Source organism: Streptomyces sp. NPDC006510 (assembly GCF_040611955.1).
GTDB lineage: Bacteria > Actinomycetota > Actinomycetes > Streptomycetales > Streptomycetaceae > Streptomyces.
Map to the genome: position 1 here is coordinate 22,491 of NZ_JBEXPH010000042.1, position 15,505 is coordinate 37,995.

At 70.8% G+C, this 15,505-nt stretch carries 10 protein-coding genes; 9 read left to right on the plus strand and 1 reads right to left on the minus strand.

Annotation, left to right across the window (positions count from 1 at the left end; all coding sequences use genetic code 11):
* Position 1: 1 nt before the first annotated feature.
* The 5 genes from ABZY11_RS15675 to ABZY11_RS15695 are packed head-to-tail and all read left to right on the plus strand — an operon-like array spanning position 2 to position 8,673.
* A complete protein-coding gene (locus ABZY11_RS15675) occupies positions 2 to 4,516 on the plus strand; it encodes a beta-ketoacyl synthase N-terminal-like domain-containing protein (protein WP_356479676.1) in 4,515 nt (1,504 codons plus the stop codon).
* Entirely contained in the window at positions 4,506 to 4,841 is a 336-nt protein-coding gene (locus ABZY11_RS15680; RefSeq protein WP_356479659.1) for a phosphopantetheine-binding protein, read from the plus strand. Before ABZY11_RS15675 ends, ABZY11_RS15680 begins: the two co-directional genes overlap by 11 nt.
* Positions 4,842 to 4,843: 2 nt before the next feature.
* The gene (locus tag ABZY11_RS15685) at positions 4,844 to 5,650 is read left to right on the plus strand and encodes an alpha/beta hydrolase (protein ID WP_356479660.1); all 807 of its coding nucleotides are present in this window, start codon (positions 4,844 to 4,846) and stop codon (positions 5,648 to 5,650) included.
* On the plus strand, positions 5,651 to 6,883 hold the full coding sequence (locus ABZY11_RS15690) for a glycosyltransferase (protein WP_356479661.1): 1,233 nt from the start codon (positions 5,651 to 5,653) through the stop codon (positions 6,881 to 6,883).
* On the plus strand, positions 6,880 to 8,673 hold the full coding sequence (locus ABZY11_RS15695; RefSeq protein WP_356479662.1) for an ABC transporter ATP-binding protein: 1,794 nt from the start codon (positions 6,880 to 6,882) through the stop codon (positions 8,671 to 8,673). Before ABZY11_RS15690 ends, ABZY11_RS15695 begins: the two co-directional genes overlap by 4 nt.
* Positions 8,674 to 8,706: 33 nt before the next feature.
* Here ABZY11_RS15695 and ABZY11_RS15700 read toward each other — a convergent pair whose 3' ends face one another.
* On the minus strand, positions 8,707 to 9,468 hold the full coding sequence (locus ABZY11_RS15700) for a DeoR/GlpR family DNA-binding transcription regulator (RefSeq protein WP_356479663.1): 762 nt from the start codon (positions 9,466 to 9,468) through the stop codon (positions 8,707 to 8,709).
* Positions 9,469 to 9,916: 448 nt separating this feature from the next.
* On the opposite strand from ABZY11_RS15700, the gene ABZY11_RS15705 reads away from it, so the two are divergent.
* Genes ABZY11_RS15705 through ABZY11_RS15720 form a run of 4 tightly spaced genes read left to right on the plus strand, consistent with a single transcriptional unit; the run spans position 9,917 to position 15,502 of the window.
* The gene (locus ABZY11_RS15705) at positions 9,917 to 11,389 is read left to right on the plus strand and encodes an amino acid permease (protein ID WP_356479664.1); all 1,473 of its coding nucleotides are present in this window, start codon (positions 9,917 to 9,919) and stop codon (positions 11,387 to 11,389) included.
* The gene (locus ABZY11_RS15710) at positions 11,386 to 12,819 is read left to right on the plus strand and encodes an FGGY family carbohydrate kinase (RefSeq protein ID WP_356479665.1); all 1,434 of its coding nucleotides are present in this window, start codon (positions 11,386 to 11,388) and stop codon (positions 12,817 to 12,819) included. Before ABZY11_RS15705 ends, ABZY11_RS15710 begins: the two co-directional genes overlap by 4 nt.
* Entirely contained in the window at positions 12,816 to 14,252 is a 1,437-nt protein-coding gene (locus ABZY11_RS15715) for an NAD(P)/FAD-dependent oxidoreductase (protein WP_356479666.1), read from the plus strand. Before ABZY11_RS15710 ends, ABZY11_RS15715 begins: the two co-directional genes overlap by 4 nt.
* On the plus strand, positions 14,249 to 15,502 hold the full coding sequence (locus ABZY11_RS15720; RefSeq protein ID WP_356479667.1) for an NAD(P)/FAD-dependent oxidoreductase: 1,254 nt from the start codon (positions 14,249 to 14,251) through the stop codon (positions 15,500 to 15,502). Before ABZY11_RS15715 ends, ABZY11_RS15720 begins: the two co-directional genes overlap by 4 nt.
* The last annotated feature ends 3 nt before the right edge of the window (positions 15,503 to 15,505 follow it).

Here is a 15,505-nt window from a genome sequence, read left to right on the forward strand (position 1 = left end):
GATGCCCGGCAATTGCCCGATCGCCATCGTCGGCATGGCGGCGCTCTTCCCGGGAGCGCCCGACCTCGACACGTACTGGCGCAATATCGTCCATGGCGTCGACGCGATCACCGATGCCCCCACGGCCCGCTGGGACGCCGCGTACTACGCCCCGGACGCCGAACGCCGTGCTGACCGCGTCTATTGCCGACGCGGAGGTTTCGTCGACGGCCTCGCCGACGTGGATGTCACCGCCTTCGGTGTCATGCCCGCCTCCGTGCAGGCCACCGAGCCCGACCAACTGATCGTGCTGCGGGTTGCGTCCCAGGCGGTCCAGGACGCCGGCGGCGCCGGCCGGCTCCTTGCCGACCGGAGCCGCACCGGGGTGATCCTGGGCCGCGGCGGCTATCTCACCCCCGGCCTGGTCCGCCTCGACCAGCGGGTGCGCACCGCCGGCCAGCTCGTGCACACGCTGCGGGAACTCCTGCCGGACCTCGGGGAACAGCGCCTCGAACAGGTGCGCCGCGCCTTCACCGACCAACTGGGCCCAGAGGCACCGGAGTCGGCCATCGGCCTCGTGCCCAACCTGGCCGCCTCCCGGCTGGCCAACCGGCTGGACCTGCGGGGCCCGGCTTACACGGTGGACGCCGCGTGCGCCTCCTCGCTCATCGCGGTCGACCACGCGGCCCGCGAGCTGGACAGCGGCCGGTGTGACGTAGTCCTGGCCGGGGGAGTCCACCATTGCCACGACATCACGCTGTGGAGCGTGTTCTCCCAACTCGGCGCCCTGTCCCGGAGCGAGCGCATCCGGCCGTTCCACCGGGACGCCGACGGGGTGCTCATCGGCGAGGGCACCGGCGTCGTGGTGCTCAAACGGCTCGCCGACGCCGAGCGCGACGGCGACCGGATCTACGCCGTGATCACCGGCACCGGCGTCGCGGGCGACGGCCGCACCGGCAGTCTGCTCAGCCCGGACTCCGCGGGCCAGGCCGAGGCGATCCGCCAGGCATGGCGCAGCGCCGGCCGGGACCCCGCCGAGCCCGGTTCCGTCGGGCTGCTCGAAGCCCACGGCACCGCCACCCCGGCGGGCGACACCGCTGAACTGGAGACGGTCGCCGCAGTCTTCGGCCCGCCGGGCGACGCGCCCCGCGGCGTGATCGGCTCGGTCAAGTCCATGATCGGCCACACCATGCCGGCCGCAGGCATCGCCGGGCTCATCAAGGCCGCACTCGCCGTGCACCATGGCGTTCTCCCGCCGACCCTGCACTGCGACGACCCGCACCCGGCACTCGCCCGCACCCGCTTCACCACCGCGGACGCCGCGGTACCGTGGGTGACCGACCCCCACCGCCCCGTACGCCGCGCCGCGGTCAACGCCTTCGGCTTCGGCGGCATCAACGCCCATGTCGTCCTGGAACAGCCCGCCTCCATCGCCGCTCCGTCCGGCACCGGCGGACCCGCAGCCGTGGTGCGCGAGCCCGAACGGGTGCTGCGGTGGGCAGCCACAACACCCGCCGAACTGGCACGCATGCTGGACCGCGATGACGCAGCCCTCCTCGCCACCGCGTCGGACGAGACCGGCCCCGAGGCCGCCGGCCCGGTCCGGCTCGGTGTGGTGGACCCGACGGCCAAACGTCTGGCGCTGGCCCGCAAGGCGGTCGACCGGGGCCGGCCGTGGCGCGGCAGGAACGACCTGTGGTTCGTCCCCGAGCCCCTGCTGGGCGACACCGGTGGCCGTCTCGCCTTCGTCTTTCCCGGGCTCGAAGCCGAATTCGACACGGACTGCGACGACATCGCACGCCACTTCGGCCTGTCGTGGTCGCTCTCCGACAGCGATGTCAAGGTCGGCGACATCGGCCGCCAGGGCACTGGCGTATTCCAACTCGGCCGCCTCCTGCACGCCGCGCTGGAGCGGATGGACATCGTGCCCGACGCGCTCGCCGGACACAGCCTCGGCGAGTGGACCGCCATGGCCGTCGCCGGGATCCACGCCCAAAAGGAGGTCGACGCCTTCCTGGCCTCGTTCGATCCGGACGCGCTGCGTGTGCCGGGCCTGGCCTTCGCGGTGATCGGTGCGCCCGCCGACCGCGTCATGAAAACCCTGGAGGGACAGACGCAGGTCGTCCTCTCGCACGACAACGCCCCCCACCAGTCCATGATCTGCGGCCCGTCGGCCGCGGTCGACGAATTCGTCGACCACTTCCGCGAAAGGGGGGCGATCTCGCAGGTCCTGCCGTTCCGCTCAGGCTTCCACACACCCATGCTCCGGCCCTATCTGGACCCGATACGGAAGGCGGCGGACACCTACGAGCTGCATCCCGCGCGGCTGCCGGTCTGGTCCGCCACCACGGTGGGGGAGTACCCCTCGCGACCGGAGGAGGTACGGGAGTTGTTCGTGCGGCACCTCCTGGAACCGGTCCGCTTCCGCCAGCTGATCGAGGCCATGTACGCGGCCGGCTTCCGCGCCTTCGTCCAACTCGGAGCCGGCCAGGTCGGCTCGCTGATCGCGGACACACTGCGAGGCTCTGACCACCTTGTGGTCGCCGCCCACTCCCCGCACCGCTCCGGCCTTCCCCAGCTGCGTCGCGTGGCCACTGCCTTGTGGGCCGACGGAGCCGAGCCGGACCCGACCGCGCTCCGCCCCACTCCTGCGCGCAAGGCCGCGCACCGCCCGGTCCGGCTCGACCTCGGTGGCGCCCTGATCTCCCTCGACGAGCCCACTCGCACGGCGATCGGCGCCGCCCTGGCACCGCCGCGCCGGGCGGTGCACGGCGCGCGGACCTCCGCCCTCGATGCCCTCGCCGCCGAGGACCCGCTGGCCGCCGACTTCTCCGCGCTGCTCGACGACACCGCGGCGTTCGCGGCGGATGTCCTCAGCGCGGGCCACCACGGCGGCCCGCGATCCACCACGCCCCGGGCTGCCGCGTACGCTCCCGCACCCCGGTCGGCCGGACCTTCCGCCGCCCCGCCACCGGCCGCCCCAGGTGAACTGCGGACATCGCTTCGGGTCTCGATCGACACCATGCCGTACCTGCTTGACCACTGCTTCTTCAAGCAACCGCCGCAGGCCGCTCCGGCGGACCGCTGGCCCGTCGTGCCCGGCACCACCGTCATCGGGCACCTGATGGACTTCGCCGAGCGGGCAGCACCCGGCCTGCGCGCGGTGGCCGTCCACGACGTCCGGCTCAGCCAGTGGATCACCGCCGTCCCCGCGGTGGACATTCCCGTACACGTCACCCCCCAGCCTCCGCACCCCTCGGGAGCGACCCGGGTGACGGCCACCCTCGGCCCGTACGCCCGGGCCACCGTCGAACTCGCGCAGGACCGTGATCCCCGGCCGTGCGCCGCCTGGACCTTCTCCAAGGACAAGGAGCGCCCCTGTGACCTGACGGCCCGTGAGCTGTACACCCGGCGCTGGATGTTCCACGGCCCGCGCTTCCAGGGCGTCACCGAACTGACCGCGATCGGCGACGCGCACGTCCGAGGAGTCATCACCACCCCGCCCGCCCCGGGAGCCCTGCTGGACAACGTCGGCCAGCTGCTCGGCTCCTGGATCATGTCCCAGCTGCCCACCCGGACCACCGTCTTTCCCGTCGGCGTGCGGGAGATCCGCTTCCACGGCGCACACCCAGCCCCGGGCGAACGACTCGACTGCCTCATCCGCATCGTCTCCGTCACCGAAACCACGCTCGAAGCCGACATGCAACTGGTCCAACGGGGCCGCGTCTGGGCCGAGTTCAAAGGCTGGCGCGACCGCCGCTTCGACAACGATCCGCGCATCCGCCGGGTGGACCGCGAACCGGAGCACCACACCCTCTCCGAGCCGCAGCCCGGCGGATGGGTCCTGCTTCATGAACGCTGGCCCGACCTGGCCACCCGCGAGCTGATCATGCGGAACATGCTGGCCGGCGAGGAACGTACCGCCTACGACGCACACGCCCCCCGTGGCCGGCGCCAGTGGCTCCTCGGCCGGATCGCGGTCAAGGACGCGGTGCGCCGGCGGCTGTGGGACGCCGGAAGCGGCGGGATCTTCCCCTCGGAACTACGGGTCGCCAACGACCCCACGGGCCGCCCGTACGTCACCGGCGCGTACGGCCGTACCCTCCCCGACCTCCACGTCTCCCTCGCGCACCGGGCAGAGGCCGCGGTCGCGATCGCCGGACGTGGCCCCTGCGGCATCGACATCGAGGAGGCGATCGAGCGTCCGGACGGAACTCTGGAGGCGACGCTCGGCGCTCAGGAGCGGGACCTGCTCGCTTCACTGGTCCGCGACACCGGCGAACCCGAGGCCCTGTGGTTCACCCGCTTCTGGACCGCCAAGGAGGCCGTCGGCAAGGCCCGCGGCACCGGCCTGGCCGGAGCCCCGAAGAACATCGAGATCAACGCCGCCACCGGCACAGCACTGACTGTCCGCACCGGAGGCAACACCTACCACGTCCATCACCGGACGGTCGGCAACTCACCCGGACTGCCCCCCAGGAACTACGTCGTCGCCTGGACGACCGCCCACGATGAGGAGAGCGACGATGACCGCTGAAGGCAACCGCGCCGGACTGCCCGCCCGGCTCGAACCGACCGTGCTGGACGAGGTGACCGGCATGCTGCGGGAGGTGCTCGGCGAGTACGAGTTCGCCGACGCCGAGATCACCATGAACACCCGATTCCATGATGACCTCGAACTCGAGAGCATCGACCTGGTCACGCTCTCCGCGGCGCTGCGCGAACACTACGGTGACACCGTCAACCTCGCCGCCTTCATCGCGGACCGCGGACTTGAGGAGATCATCGCGCTGACCGTGGGTGACCTGGTGCACCACGTCGTGGCCTCCCTCCCCGCCGCGCCCGCGGCCGAGGCGGTCTGAACATGGCGAAGATCCGCGTCGGCGAACTCGACGTCCACGTACAGCGCATGTCCGCGTCCGGTCCGCCGGCAGAAGGCCCGCCGCCCCTCGTGGTACTGGTCCACGGTCTGCTCATTGACAGCCTGGCGAGTTACTACTTCTCGCTCGGCCCCGCCTTCGCCGAGCGGGGCATGGACGTCCTCATGTACGACCTGCGGGGGCACGGACGCACCAGCCGGCCCGCCACGGGCTACCGCCTGGAGGACTTCGTCTCGGACCTGGACGGACTCCTCGACGCCCTCGGGGAGGACCGCCCGGCACACGTCGTGGGCAACTCCTTCGGTGGCGCCATCGCCTACGGGCTGGCCGCCGCCCGGCCCGACCGCGTCCGGTCCGTCATCGCGATCGAGTCCGAACCGCCGGTGAAGTCGTGGGCCGAGAAGATGGCCGAGGGCCTCACCGGCGAAGAAGGCGGCCTGGTGGTCCGGGAGGTGCGCACCTGGCTCGCCGAGGATCCCGAGCGCAACGCGCGCCCCTTCCGGCTCGCCGGACGGATCCTGGACGGCACCACGCTGGGCGAGGACATCCCGCGCAGCCGTGTCCTGGGCGACGGGTTCGCCGAGATCCGCTGCCCCGTCTTCGCTCTGTACGGCGCCGATTCCAAACTCTCCGGCCAAGCCGCCCACTTGGCCGCCGCTCTCGATCACTGCCGCACCGTCGTCCTGCCCGATCAGGGGCACTCGGTGCTCGTGGAGCGCACGAAGGAGACAGCCGACCTGATTCTGGACTGGCTCGGGGACGACATCCACACACCTCTGAAGGCGGGCTAGATGAGCCGGTTCCTGTTCGTCGTGCCGCCCCTGGTCGGCCACATCAACCCGGCGGTCGGCACCGCAGCCGTGCTTGCCGCGCGGGGCCACCACATCGCCTGGGCCGGCCCTGCCGACCTGGTTCACCGGCTGGCCGGACCCGACGCACGCGTGTTCCCTTGCGTGCCGCCCGACCCGGAGCCGGAGAACGCCGAGGAGATCGTGGGCCGGACCGCCGACCTGAAGGGCCCCGCGGCCTTCCAGTTCCTGTGGGAGCGCTTCCTGATCCCGCTCGCCGATCACATGGCCCCCCGAATACGTGCAGCCATCGAGGAGTTCGGCCCGGACCTCGTGATAGCCGACCAGCAGACCGTCGCGGGCGGCATCGTCGCCGAGTCGCTCGGCCTGACCTGGGTCACCTCCGCGACCACCTCGGCCGAACTCGTCGACCCGCTCGCGGGCATGCCCAAGGTGGCGGCCTGGCTGGACGGCCTCATCGAGGCGCTGCGCGGTCGGATCGCGGACGGGAGGGGCACGGCCGACCCGAGGATGTCCCCGCACGGCGTCCTCGCCTACACCACCAGCGCCCTGCTCGGCCCGGCCCCACTGCCCGAACACGTATGGCTGGTGGGCCCGTCCGTCACCGACCGCCCGGCATCGGCCGACTTCCCCTGGCAATGGCTGGAAGGCGCGGAGCGCACCGTCCTCGTCAGCCTGGGCACCGCCAACGCGGACGCGAGCGGGCCGTTCCTGAACGCCGCAGTCCAGGCGCTGTCGGGCCTGCCCGGAATACGCGCCGTCATCGCCGACCCCGCAGGCACCGTGACCGAGGCGGGCGAGAACATCCTGCTGCGCCCGCACGTGCCCCAACTGCCGTTGCTCGCCCGTGTGGACGCCGTCGTCTGCCACGCCGGACACAACACCGTCTGCGAGGCGCTGTGGCACGGCGTCCCTCTGGTAGTCGCTCCCATCAGGGACGACCAGCCCATCGTCGCGGGCCAGGTCACCGCCGCGGGCGCGGGCGTCCGGTTGCGCTTCGGCCGTGCCGACGCCCGACGGATCGCCGACGCCGTCGGCACGGTCCTGGACGAGGCGGCCGGATACCGCGACGCGGCGCATGCGATCGGCCTCTCGTTCCGGGCAGCGGGCGGAAGCGAAGCCGCGGCCGACCGTCTAGAAGGTCTCCTGCCGCGTCCCCAGCCGCCCACCAGCGGCCACCCGCGCAGCCGGGAGCAGGAGAGGACAGCCCGATGACGGATGGCACCCCATCTGCCGACAGCCCTCCGGGAACCCTTGGCTCGCTCCTGGGCTACGCCCGGCCCCACTGGCGCACCCTGACGCTGTCCCTCGTCCTGAGTTTGCTGGCCAGCGTTTCCGGACTCGTCCAGCCGAAGTTCGCCCAGGACATCCTGGACCGGCTCGCCACCGGCAGGAGCGTCGACCGGCCGATCGCCGTACTGGCGGCACTGCTCGTCGCGGGCGCGCTCCTGACCGGGGCGAACGCGTGGCTTGAGCAGCGCACGTCCGAGCGCGTGGTCCGTCACGTCCGCCGCGACCTGGTGCACCGGCTGATCCGGTTGCGTGTGCCCGAATTCGACCGCCGCCCGCCCGGCGACCTCATCGCACGCGTCACCTCGGACAGCACCCTGCTCAAGAGTGCCGCCACCGAGGGCCTGATCATGTCGGTCAACGGGCTGCTGACATTTGTCGGGGCCCTGGTCATGATGGCCACCCTGCACCTCGGGTTGCTGGCAGCGACGATGCTGGTCCTCGCGCTCGTCGGGGTCGTGATGACCGTCGTGCTGCCCAGGATCCGGCGGGCCGTCGCACGCGAACAGAGCGCGGTCGGTGCCGTCGGTTCCCTCCTGGACCGCTCACTCGGGGCAACCCGCACGGTCAAGGCCAACGGCGCCGAAGGCCGCGAGACGCAGGCGGCCCAGGACGCCGTGGAGGACGCCTACCGCGCGGGCCTGATCAGCGCGCGCTACAGCGCGATCGTCACCATGCTCGGCGGCGCGTCGATCCAGACGGCGTTCCTGGTGGTGCTCGGGCTCGGCGGGATGCTCGTCGCCAACGGCACCATGGACGCCTCCGCGCTCATCGCCTTCCTGCTGTACGTGTTCTTCCTGGCGAGCCCGATCGCCTCGCTGGTCGGCGGGGCAGCGATGCTCCAGCAAGGCCTCGGCGCCGTCGGCCGCATAAACCAGGTCGCGGTCATGTCCCTGGAGGACGACATCGACTCGGCGCCCGCCGACGTCACCGCATCCGGCCCGCCCCCGACGGTCGAGGTGGCCGGTGTGGAATTCGCCTACGCAGGCCGGTCCCCGGTGCTGCACGGCGTGAGCTTCACCGTCCCCGGCGGTACCCAGACCGCACTGGTCGGCCTGTCGGGCGCCGGGAAGACCACGCTGTTCTCACTGTTGCAGCGGTTCTACGAACCCACCGCAGGGTGCCTGCGTATCGGCGGGCAGGACATCGCGTCCCTTCCCCGCGCCGAGGTGCGCCGCCGGATCGCCTACGTCGAGCAGGACGCCCCCGCTCTGGCCGGCACCCTCCGTGACAACCTGCTGTACGCGGCGCCGGATGCCCCCGACGAGGACATCACCGGGGCTCTGCGGGCCACCCGGCTCGACGGCCTGATGGCCCGGTTGGACAAGGGCCTGGACACACCGGTCGGAGCCAGGGGCGTCACCCTCTCCGGCGGTGAACGCCAGCGGCTGGCCATCGCGCGCGCCCTGCTGCGCCGACCGGAGGTACTGCTCCTGGACGAGGCCACGGCCCAGCTCGACGCGCGCAACGAACAGGCGCTCAGCGAACTGGTCACCAGCCTGGCCCAGCACTGCACGGTGCTGCTCATCGCGCACCGGCTGTCCACCGTGATCGAGGCGGATCAGATCGTCGTCCTCGAACACGGCAAGGTCCGGGCCGTGGGCACCCACCACGCGCTGATGGACGACGACGAGCTGTACCGCGAACTCGCCGCCACCCAGTTGTTGGCACAGAAGGCGCCACCTCCGGGGCGCCTTCCCTTGCCCAGCCAATAGGTCAGCCGCAAACCCCGCAGCTCCGGCACGCGGCTACACACCAATGACTGAGGTCCCCGCGCGGTCGAGAGCGTTGCTCACGTCGTCCGGGCACGGCCCGTCGGTAATCAGCGCATCGAAGCCACTTAGCTCACAGACCCGGTGAGCGGCGGTGCGCCCCAGCTTGCTGGAGTCGGCCAGAACGTACCGGCGGGAGGCGTTGGCGAGCATGGCCCGCTTGGTGGCGACTTCATCCAGGTGGAAGTCGGTGAGGCCGTAGGGCGCGATGCCGCCGGAACCGACGAACACCGCATCCGCGCGCAGGTCGTCGAAGAACTGCACCGTCTGGGCGTTGGAACAGGCCAGGTCTCCGGGGCGCAGTCGGCCACCGCTCACGAGCACCTCGACGCGGGGCCGGGTGCTGACCTCGGCGGCCACGAGCAGAGAGGGCGTGGCCACGACGCCCGCGTGGTCGGCCGGCAGCGCGCGGGCGACTTCGAGGGCCGTTGTCCCGACATCGATGACGACTGTCTGGTGAGGCACGATGAGTCGTGCTGCGGCTCGGCCGATGGCTTCCTTCTGCGCGGTACGCGTCCCTGTGCGTTCGCTGAAGGACGCTTCCTCGCCCACGGGCCCTTGAGGGCCGGTGGCGCCGCCGTGCACACGTGACACCTCGCCGCGCTGCTCAAGCAGGGCGAGATCGCGGCGGATCGTTTCTCGTGACACTCCGAGGAGCGCGGTGAGGTCATCAGTGGTGACGAAGTTCTGCCGGGCGACCTCGGCGACGATCCTGCGGTGGCGCTCGGCGGCGAGCACGGCCACCTCCCTGTTCCGTTGACCGTTTCTGTGGATCTGTGACCGCATTCTATGTCAACCCGATGGAGTAGGCGCAGCACCGCAGAGCCTCCCGTAGCCGGTTACCGCCGAATTACGGCACGGAACACTCTTGACGACACCCAGGCATCGGTCCACACTTTCAGTCATTCGCAGGCATTAATCCACAGATACAGTCAGTGGTAGCCAGCCGGCTTGGCCGGAGCGCGCCCACCGTCGCGACCCGGCCAGGCCATCGCAGACAAGCCCTTGCAGATCCCGCAGTCGTGGGCCTGGCTGTATGACGAGCGCGTTCGGCTCCTCCACGTCCAAGAGTCCGCACCTCGGCGGCGGACCGCCCGAAACAGGGAAACAAGTCATGGCACACACAGACGCAGGTCACCAGGGGACAAGACCGGGCGGTCCGAGCTCAGGGGAACCGCAGCAGCGGATGGTACGGGAGCTGGGCTGGTACGCCTCGTTCTCCGTCGCGTTCGGATTCGTGTCGATCGCAACCGGCATCTTCACCACTTACGGATCGGTCCTGGCGTCCTCCGGCCCCCGGGGCATCTGGGCCTGGCCCGTATCGGTGATCGGGCAGCTCTCCATCGCCCTCGTCTTCGGCGCCCTGGCCGCCCGCATTCCCATCAGCGGCTACTCCTACCAGTGGGTTTCACGCATCGTCGGCCCCGTCTGGGGCTGGATCATGGGCTGGATCTCGTTCGCCTTCCTGGGCGTCGTGCTCATCGCCGTGGACTACACGATCGCTTCGACGATCCTTCCGGAGCTGTTCCGCTACGTCGGCACGACGCAGAACGCCTGGGCCATCACTGCACTGGTCGTCCTGCTGCAAGCAGTGCTCGTCGCCGCCTCGACGCGCACCACCCATCGCGTCAACAGCGTGGCCGTGACCGTCCAGCTCATCGGCATGATCGCCCTGACCGTGCTGCTCTTCGCCGTGGGCGGCTTCACCGGCAAGCTCGACTTCGGCCATCTCTTCGACACCGGCACTGTCCCGGCGAACGGGTACTACGCGCTGGGCGGCACCACGGAGGCCGGACCGTTCGCGCTCGCCTTCCTGCTCGGTGCGTTCACCATCGTGGGTTTCGAGTCCGCGGCCAACCTGGCCGAGGAGACCAAGAACCCCGCCCGTGTCATCCCCAAGGCGATGGTGCAGGCAGTGCTCTCCCTGGGCGTCCTCGGTTTCCTTTTTCTCGTCGCAGTCACCGCGGCGGCCGGCCGCATTGATGGCGTGGACCAGTCAGCGACCCCTGTGGCAACCGTGATCACCGCTGTGCTCGGCTCTGTGGTGGGCAAGGCCCTGCTGGTACTCGTCGTGATCTCGATCTTCTCCTGTGGACTCGTCATCACGCTGAGCGGAACCCGGCTCGTCTACGCGATGTCACGCGACGAGCGCTTCCCGGCCTGGCGCTTGCTGCGGCGCATCGACCGACGCACGGCGACTCCGCTGAACGCGTCCGTCTTCATGATGGTGATCGCCCAGGTCATCCTCGCCGTGTTCTCGCGCTCCACCGACGCGTTGTTCCAGCTGTTCTCCGCCGGCACGCTGCTGCCCGCGATCATCTATGCGGGCACCGTGGCCATGTACGCGGCCAAGCGCCGGTCGCTGCCCGCCTCGCAGGGTTTCTCCCTCGGCCGTTGGGAGATTCCCGTGCTCCTGGTCGCCGCCGTCTGGCTGGCGTACGAGCTGCTGATCTTCCGGGACGCCTCCTTCCGTGCCCCGTGGACGTACGTGCTGGTCCTGTTCGCCATCGGCGCCCTCTACCTCGTCGGCCTGCTCGCCCGGCGCGGCCGCGGCGGACTGACCATGCCGGACATGGCCGACGTCGACCGAACGCTGGACGCCGCCGATACAACCGGTGTCCAGACCACCGACACCTGTGCAGAGGGGGCCACCCGATGACCGCGATCCTCGCCATCGATCAGGGCACATCCGGGACCAAGGCCGTCGTCGTCGACGCGGCGGACGGGATCATCGCCATCGCCGAGGAGACACTTCGGCCGGCCTATCTGAGCGGCAGCGGGGTCGAGCAAGACCCGCAGGAACTGCTCGACTCCGTACTCAACGCCGGACGCCGCGCCCTGCGCGAGGCCGGACGGCCGATCGCCGCCGTCGCCCTGGCCAATCAAGGTGAGACGGTCCTGGCCTGGGACCGGGCCACTGGAGCACCGCTGTCCCCGGCCATCGTCTGGCAGGACCGGCGCGCCGAGAGCGTCTGCGCCGAACTCACCCCACACGCCGAGGAGATCGGTCAGCGCACGGGGCTGGTCCTCGACCCCTACTTCTCCGCCCCGAAAATGGCCTGGCTCCGCCGCCACCTGACCCGGGACGGTGTGGTCACCACCACCGACACCTGGCTCGTCCATCACCTGACGGGACAGTTCGTCACCGACGTCACCACCGCCAGCCGGTCACTCCTCCTCGACCTCGACAGGACGACCTGGGACGCCCAACTCCTCGAGCTCTTCCGCCTGGAGGACGAAGAGCTGCCGCGCATCGTCGCGTGCGACGAGATCATCGGCACCACTCGCGCCTTCGGTACGGAGGTGCCGGTCGCCGGACTGATCGTGGATCAGCAAGCGGCGCTGGTCGCGGAGAGCTGCCTGGAACCCGGGACGGCGAAGTGCACCTACGGCACCGGGGCGTTCCTCCTGGCGAACACCGGCTCCCACCCCGTCCGCTCCAGTTCCGGGCTCACGACCTCGGTGGCCTGGCAGGCCGCAGGGAGCACGACGTACTGCGTCGACGGCCAGGTCTACACGGTCGCGTCCGCGATCCGCTGGCTGCAGGACCTCGGCCTCGTCCCGTCGGCGAACGAGCTGGACGCGGTGGTCGCCGCAGATGCCGAAGGCGTCCTGTGCGTGCCTGCCTTCGCCGGCCTCGCCGCCCCTTGGTGGGCACCCGAAGCCACAGCGTCGCTCACGGGAATGACCCTGTCCACCCGTCGCGGGCATCTCGTCCTCGCCGTGCTGCAGGGCGTCGCCGCCCAGGTGGCCGAGCTCGGCACCCGGGTGGCCCACGACCTCGGTCGGCCACTGACCCGCCTGCGAGCCGACGGCGGCCTCACCCAGTCGGCCGCCCTGATGCAGGCCCAGGCCGACATCGCCCAGATCCCCGTCGACATCTATCCGCACGCCCACGCCACGCCCCTCGGCGCGGCCGCGCTGGCCGGCTGCGCACTCGACCCCGCACTCACCCTCAAGGAGGCCGTCGGCGACTGGCAGCCGACCGCCGTCTACGAGCCCCGCTGGTCCGCCGACCGGGCCACGGAGTTCCGCACCACATGGGCGCAGGCCGCCGCGGCCACCGCCATCAAGGGAGACCACGCATGACCCCCACCCCCCACCACCCCCGAAGCGACGTCTTCGACATCGCCGTGATCGGCGGTGGCATCGTCGGCACCGCCATCGCCCGCGAACTGTCCGGCCACGATGTCTCCGTCGCCCTGCTCGAGTCCCGGGACGACGTGGGCGACGGCACCAGCAAGGCCAACACCGCCATCCTGCACACCGGTTTCGACGCCAAACCCGGCACGCTCGAATCCCGGCTCGTCGCGCGCGGCTACCACCTGCTCAACGCCTACGCGAAAGACACCGGCATCCCGGTCGAACACACCGGCGCCGTACTCGTGGCGTGGAACGACGAGGAACTCGACGCCCTGCCGGGCTTGAAGGCAAAGGCCGAGGCCAACGGGTACGAGCACTGCCGCATCGTCGACGCCGACGAGATCTACGGCGTGCTGCCCGACCTCGGCGAGGGCGCACTCGGCGGTCTCACCGTCCCGGGCGAGTCCATCATCTGCACCTGGACGACCAATCTCGCTCTGGCGACAGACGCACGGCAGCGCGGCACGACGATCCTGCTCAACCACGCCGTCACCGCTGTCGACCAGGGCTCGGAGACCACCACGCTCCGCACGTCGGCAGGGGACATTCAGGCCCGATGGGTCGTCAACGCCGCAGGCCTGGGCGCCGACCACATCGACCGGCTCTTCGGCCACGACCGTTTCACGGTCACCCCGCGCCGCGGCGAGTTGTTCGTGTTCGACAAGCTCGCCCGCCCCATGGTGAACAAGATCGTGCTGCCGGTGCCCACGTCCCGCGGCAAGGGCGTACTCATCTCCCCCACCATCTACGGCAACGTCATGCTCGGCCCCACCGCCGAGGACCTGGAAGACCGAACGGACACGGCCACGTCGGAGGAAGGATTCGACTTCCTCCTCACCAAGGGCGAACGCCTCATGCCGCGCCTGCTGGCCGAGGAGGTCACCGCCAACTACGCGGGACTGCGCGCGGCCATCGACCACCCCGACTACCTGATCGAGGCCACTCCCGATCAGCAGTACCTCCTCGTCGGCGGCATCCGGTCGACCGGGCTCACTGCCGGAATCGCCATTGCCGAGCACTGCCGCGCACTCCTGGAAGAGGCGGGCCTGGCCCTCGAGCCGCGCACCGAACTCCCGGCCCCACCGCGCATGCCCAACATCGGCGAAGCCACCCGCCGTCCCTACGAAGACGCCGAACTCATCACGCGTGACCCCGCCTACGGCACCATCGTCTGCTTCTGCGAACGTGTCACCGAAGGCGAGATCCGCGACGCCTGCCACGCCTCCGTCCCCGCCCGCAACCTCGAAGGGCTGCGCCGCCGCACCCGCGCCATGAACGGCCGCTGCCAAGGCTTCTTCTGCGGCGCCGCAGTCGCGACCCTGCACGAGAAACACTCCACCTCCGGCTGCTGCGGCAGTCAGCACAAGGACGCCCGATGATGCACCAGCCGCCCCTGATCACCCCCGATGTCCTCATCATCGGCGGCGGCCCCGCCGGCCTGACCGCCGCCGCCGAACTGCGGCGCCTGGGAGTCCAGCACGTGCTGGTCGTCGACCGCGAGGAGAACGCAGGCGGCATCCCCCGACACAGCGATCACACGGGCTACGGCCTACGCGACCTGCACCGGGTCATGACGGGCCCCGCCTACGCCCGCCACCTCGCCGCCCGCGCTGCCGACACCGGAGCCGAGATCCGTACCCGGACCATGGTCACCGGCTGGGCCGACGACACCACCGTCGACGTCACCAGCCCCGACGGCCGCTACCGGATCCGGCCCCGCGCCCTCGTGCTCGCCACCGGTGCACGCGAACGTCCGCGCACCGCGCGCCGCGTCCCTGGCGACCGCCCTCACGGGGTCTACACCACGGGCCAGCTCCAGAACCTGGTCCACCTCCACCACCGCCCCGTCGGCAAGCGAGCGGTCATCGTCGGCGGCGAACTCGTCAGCTGGTCCGCCGCCATGACCCTGCGCGAGGCGGGCTGCACCCCCGCCCTCATGGTCAGCCAGTACCCCAAGGCCGAGTCGTACGGAACCTTCAACGCCGTCGGACGCACCATGCTGCGTGTCCCCGTCGCCACGCGCAGCCGCGTCACCCGTGTCATCGGCAAGGGCCGCTGCCAGGCAGTGGAGATCGAGCACCTCGACACCGGCAGGCGGCGCACCATCGACTGCGACACGGTCGTCTTCACCGGCGACTGGATCCCCGACCACGAACTCGCCCGCTCCGGTGGCATCGCCCTCGACGAAGGCACCCTCGGGCCCCTCACCGACACGGCACTGCGCACCAGCCGACCCGGCGTCTTCGCCATCGGCAACATGCTCCACCCCGTCGACACCGCGGACGTCGCCGCCCTGGACGGCAAACACGTCGCCTCCCAGGTCATCAACTACCTGCACGGCAGACGACAGCCTTCCGAAGGCGTCCGGCTGCTCGCCGACGAGCCTTTCCGCTGGATCGCCCCACAGATCCTGCGCCCCGACGACCCGGCCCCGGCACGCGATCGCCTTCTGCTGTGGACGGACACCTTCGTCCGCTTCCCCAAGGTGACCGTGCGCCAAGGCGAACGGATCGTCACGCAGCGGACGCTGGCGTGGCCGGCGGCGCCCGGTCGCGTCTTCCGTGTGCCCACAAGCGTGCTCGACGGCGTTTCCCACACAGCAGGCCCCGTCCGCATCGGACTGACCTGAGGC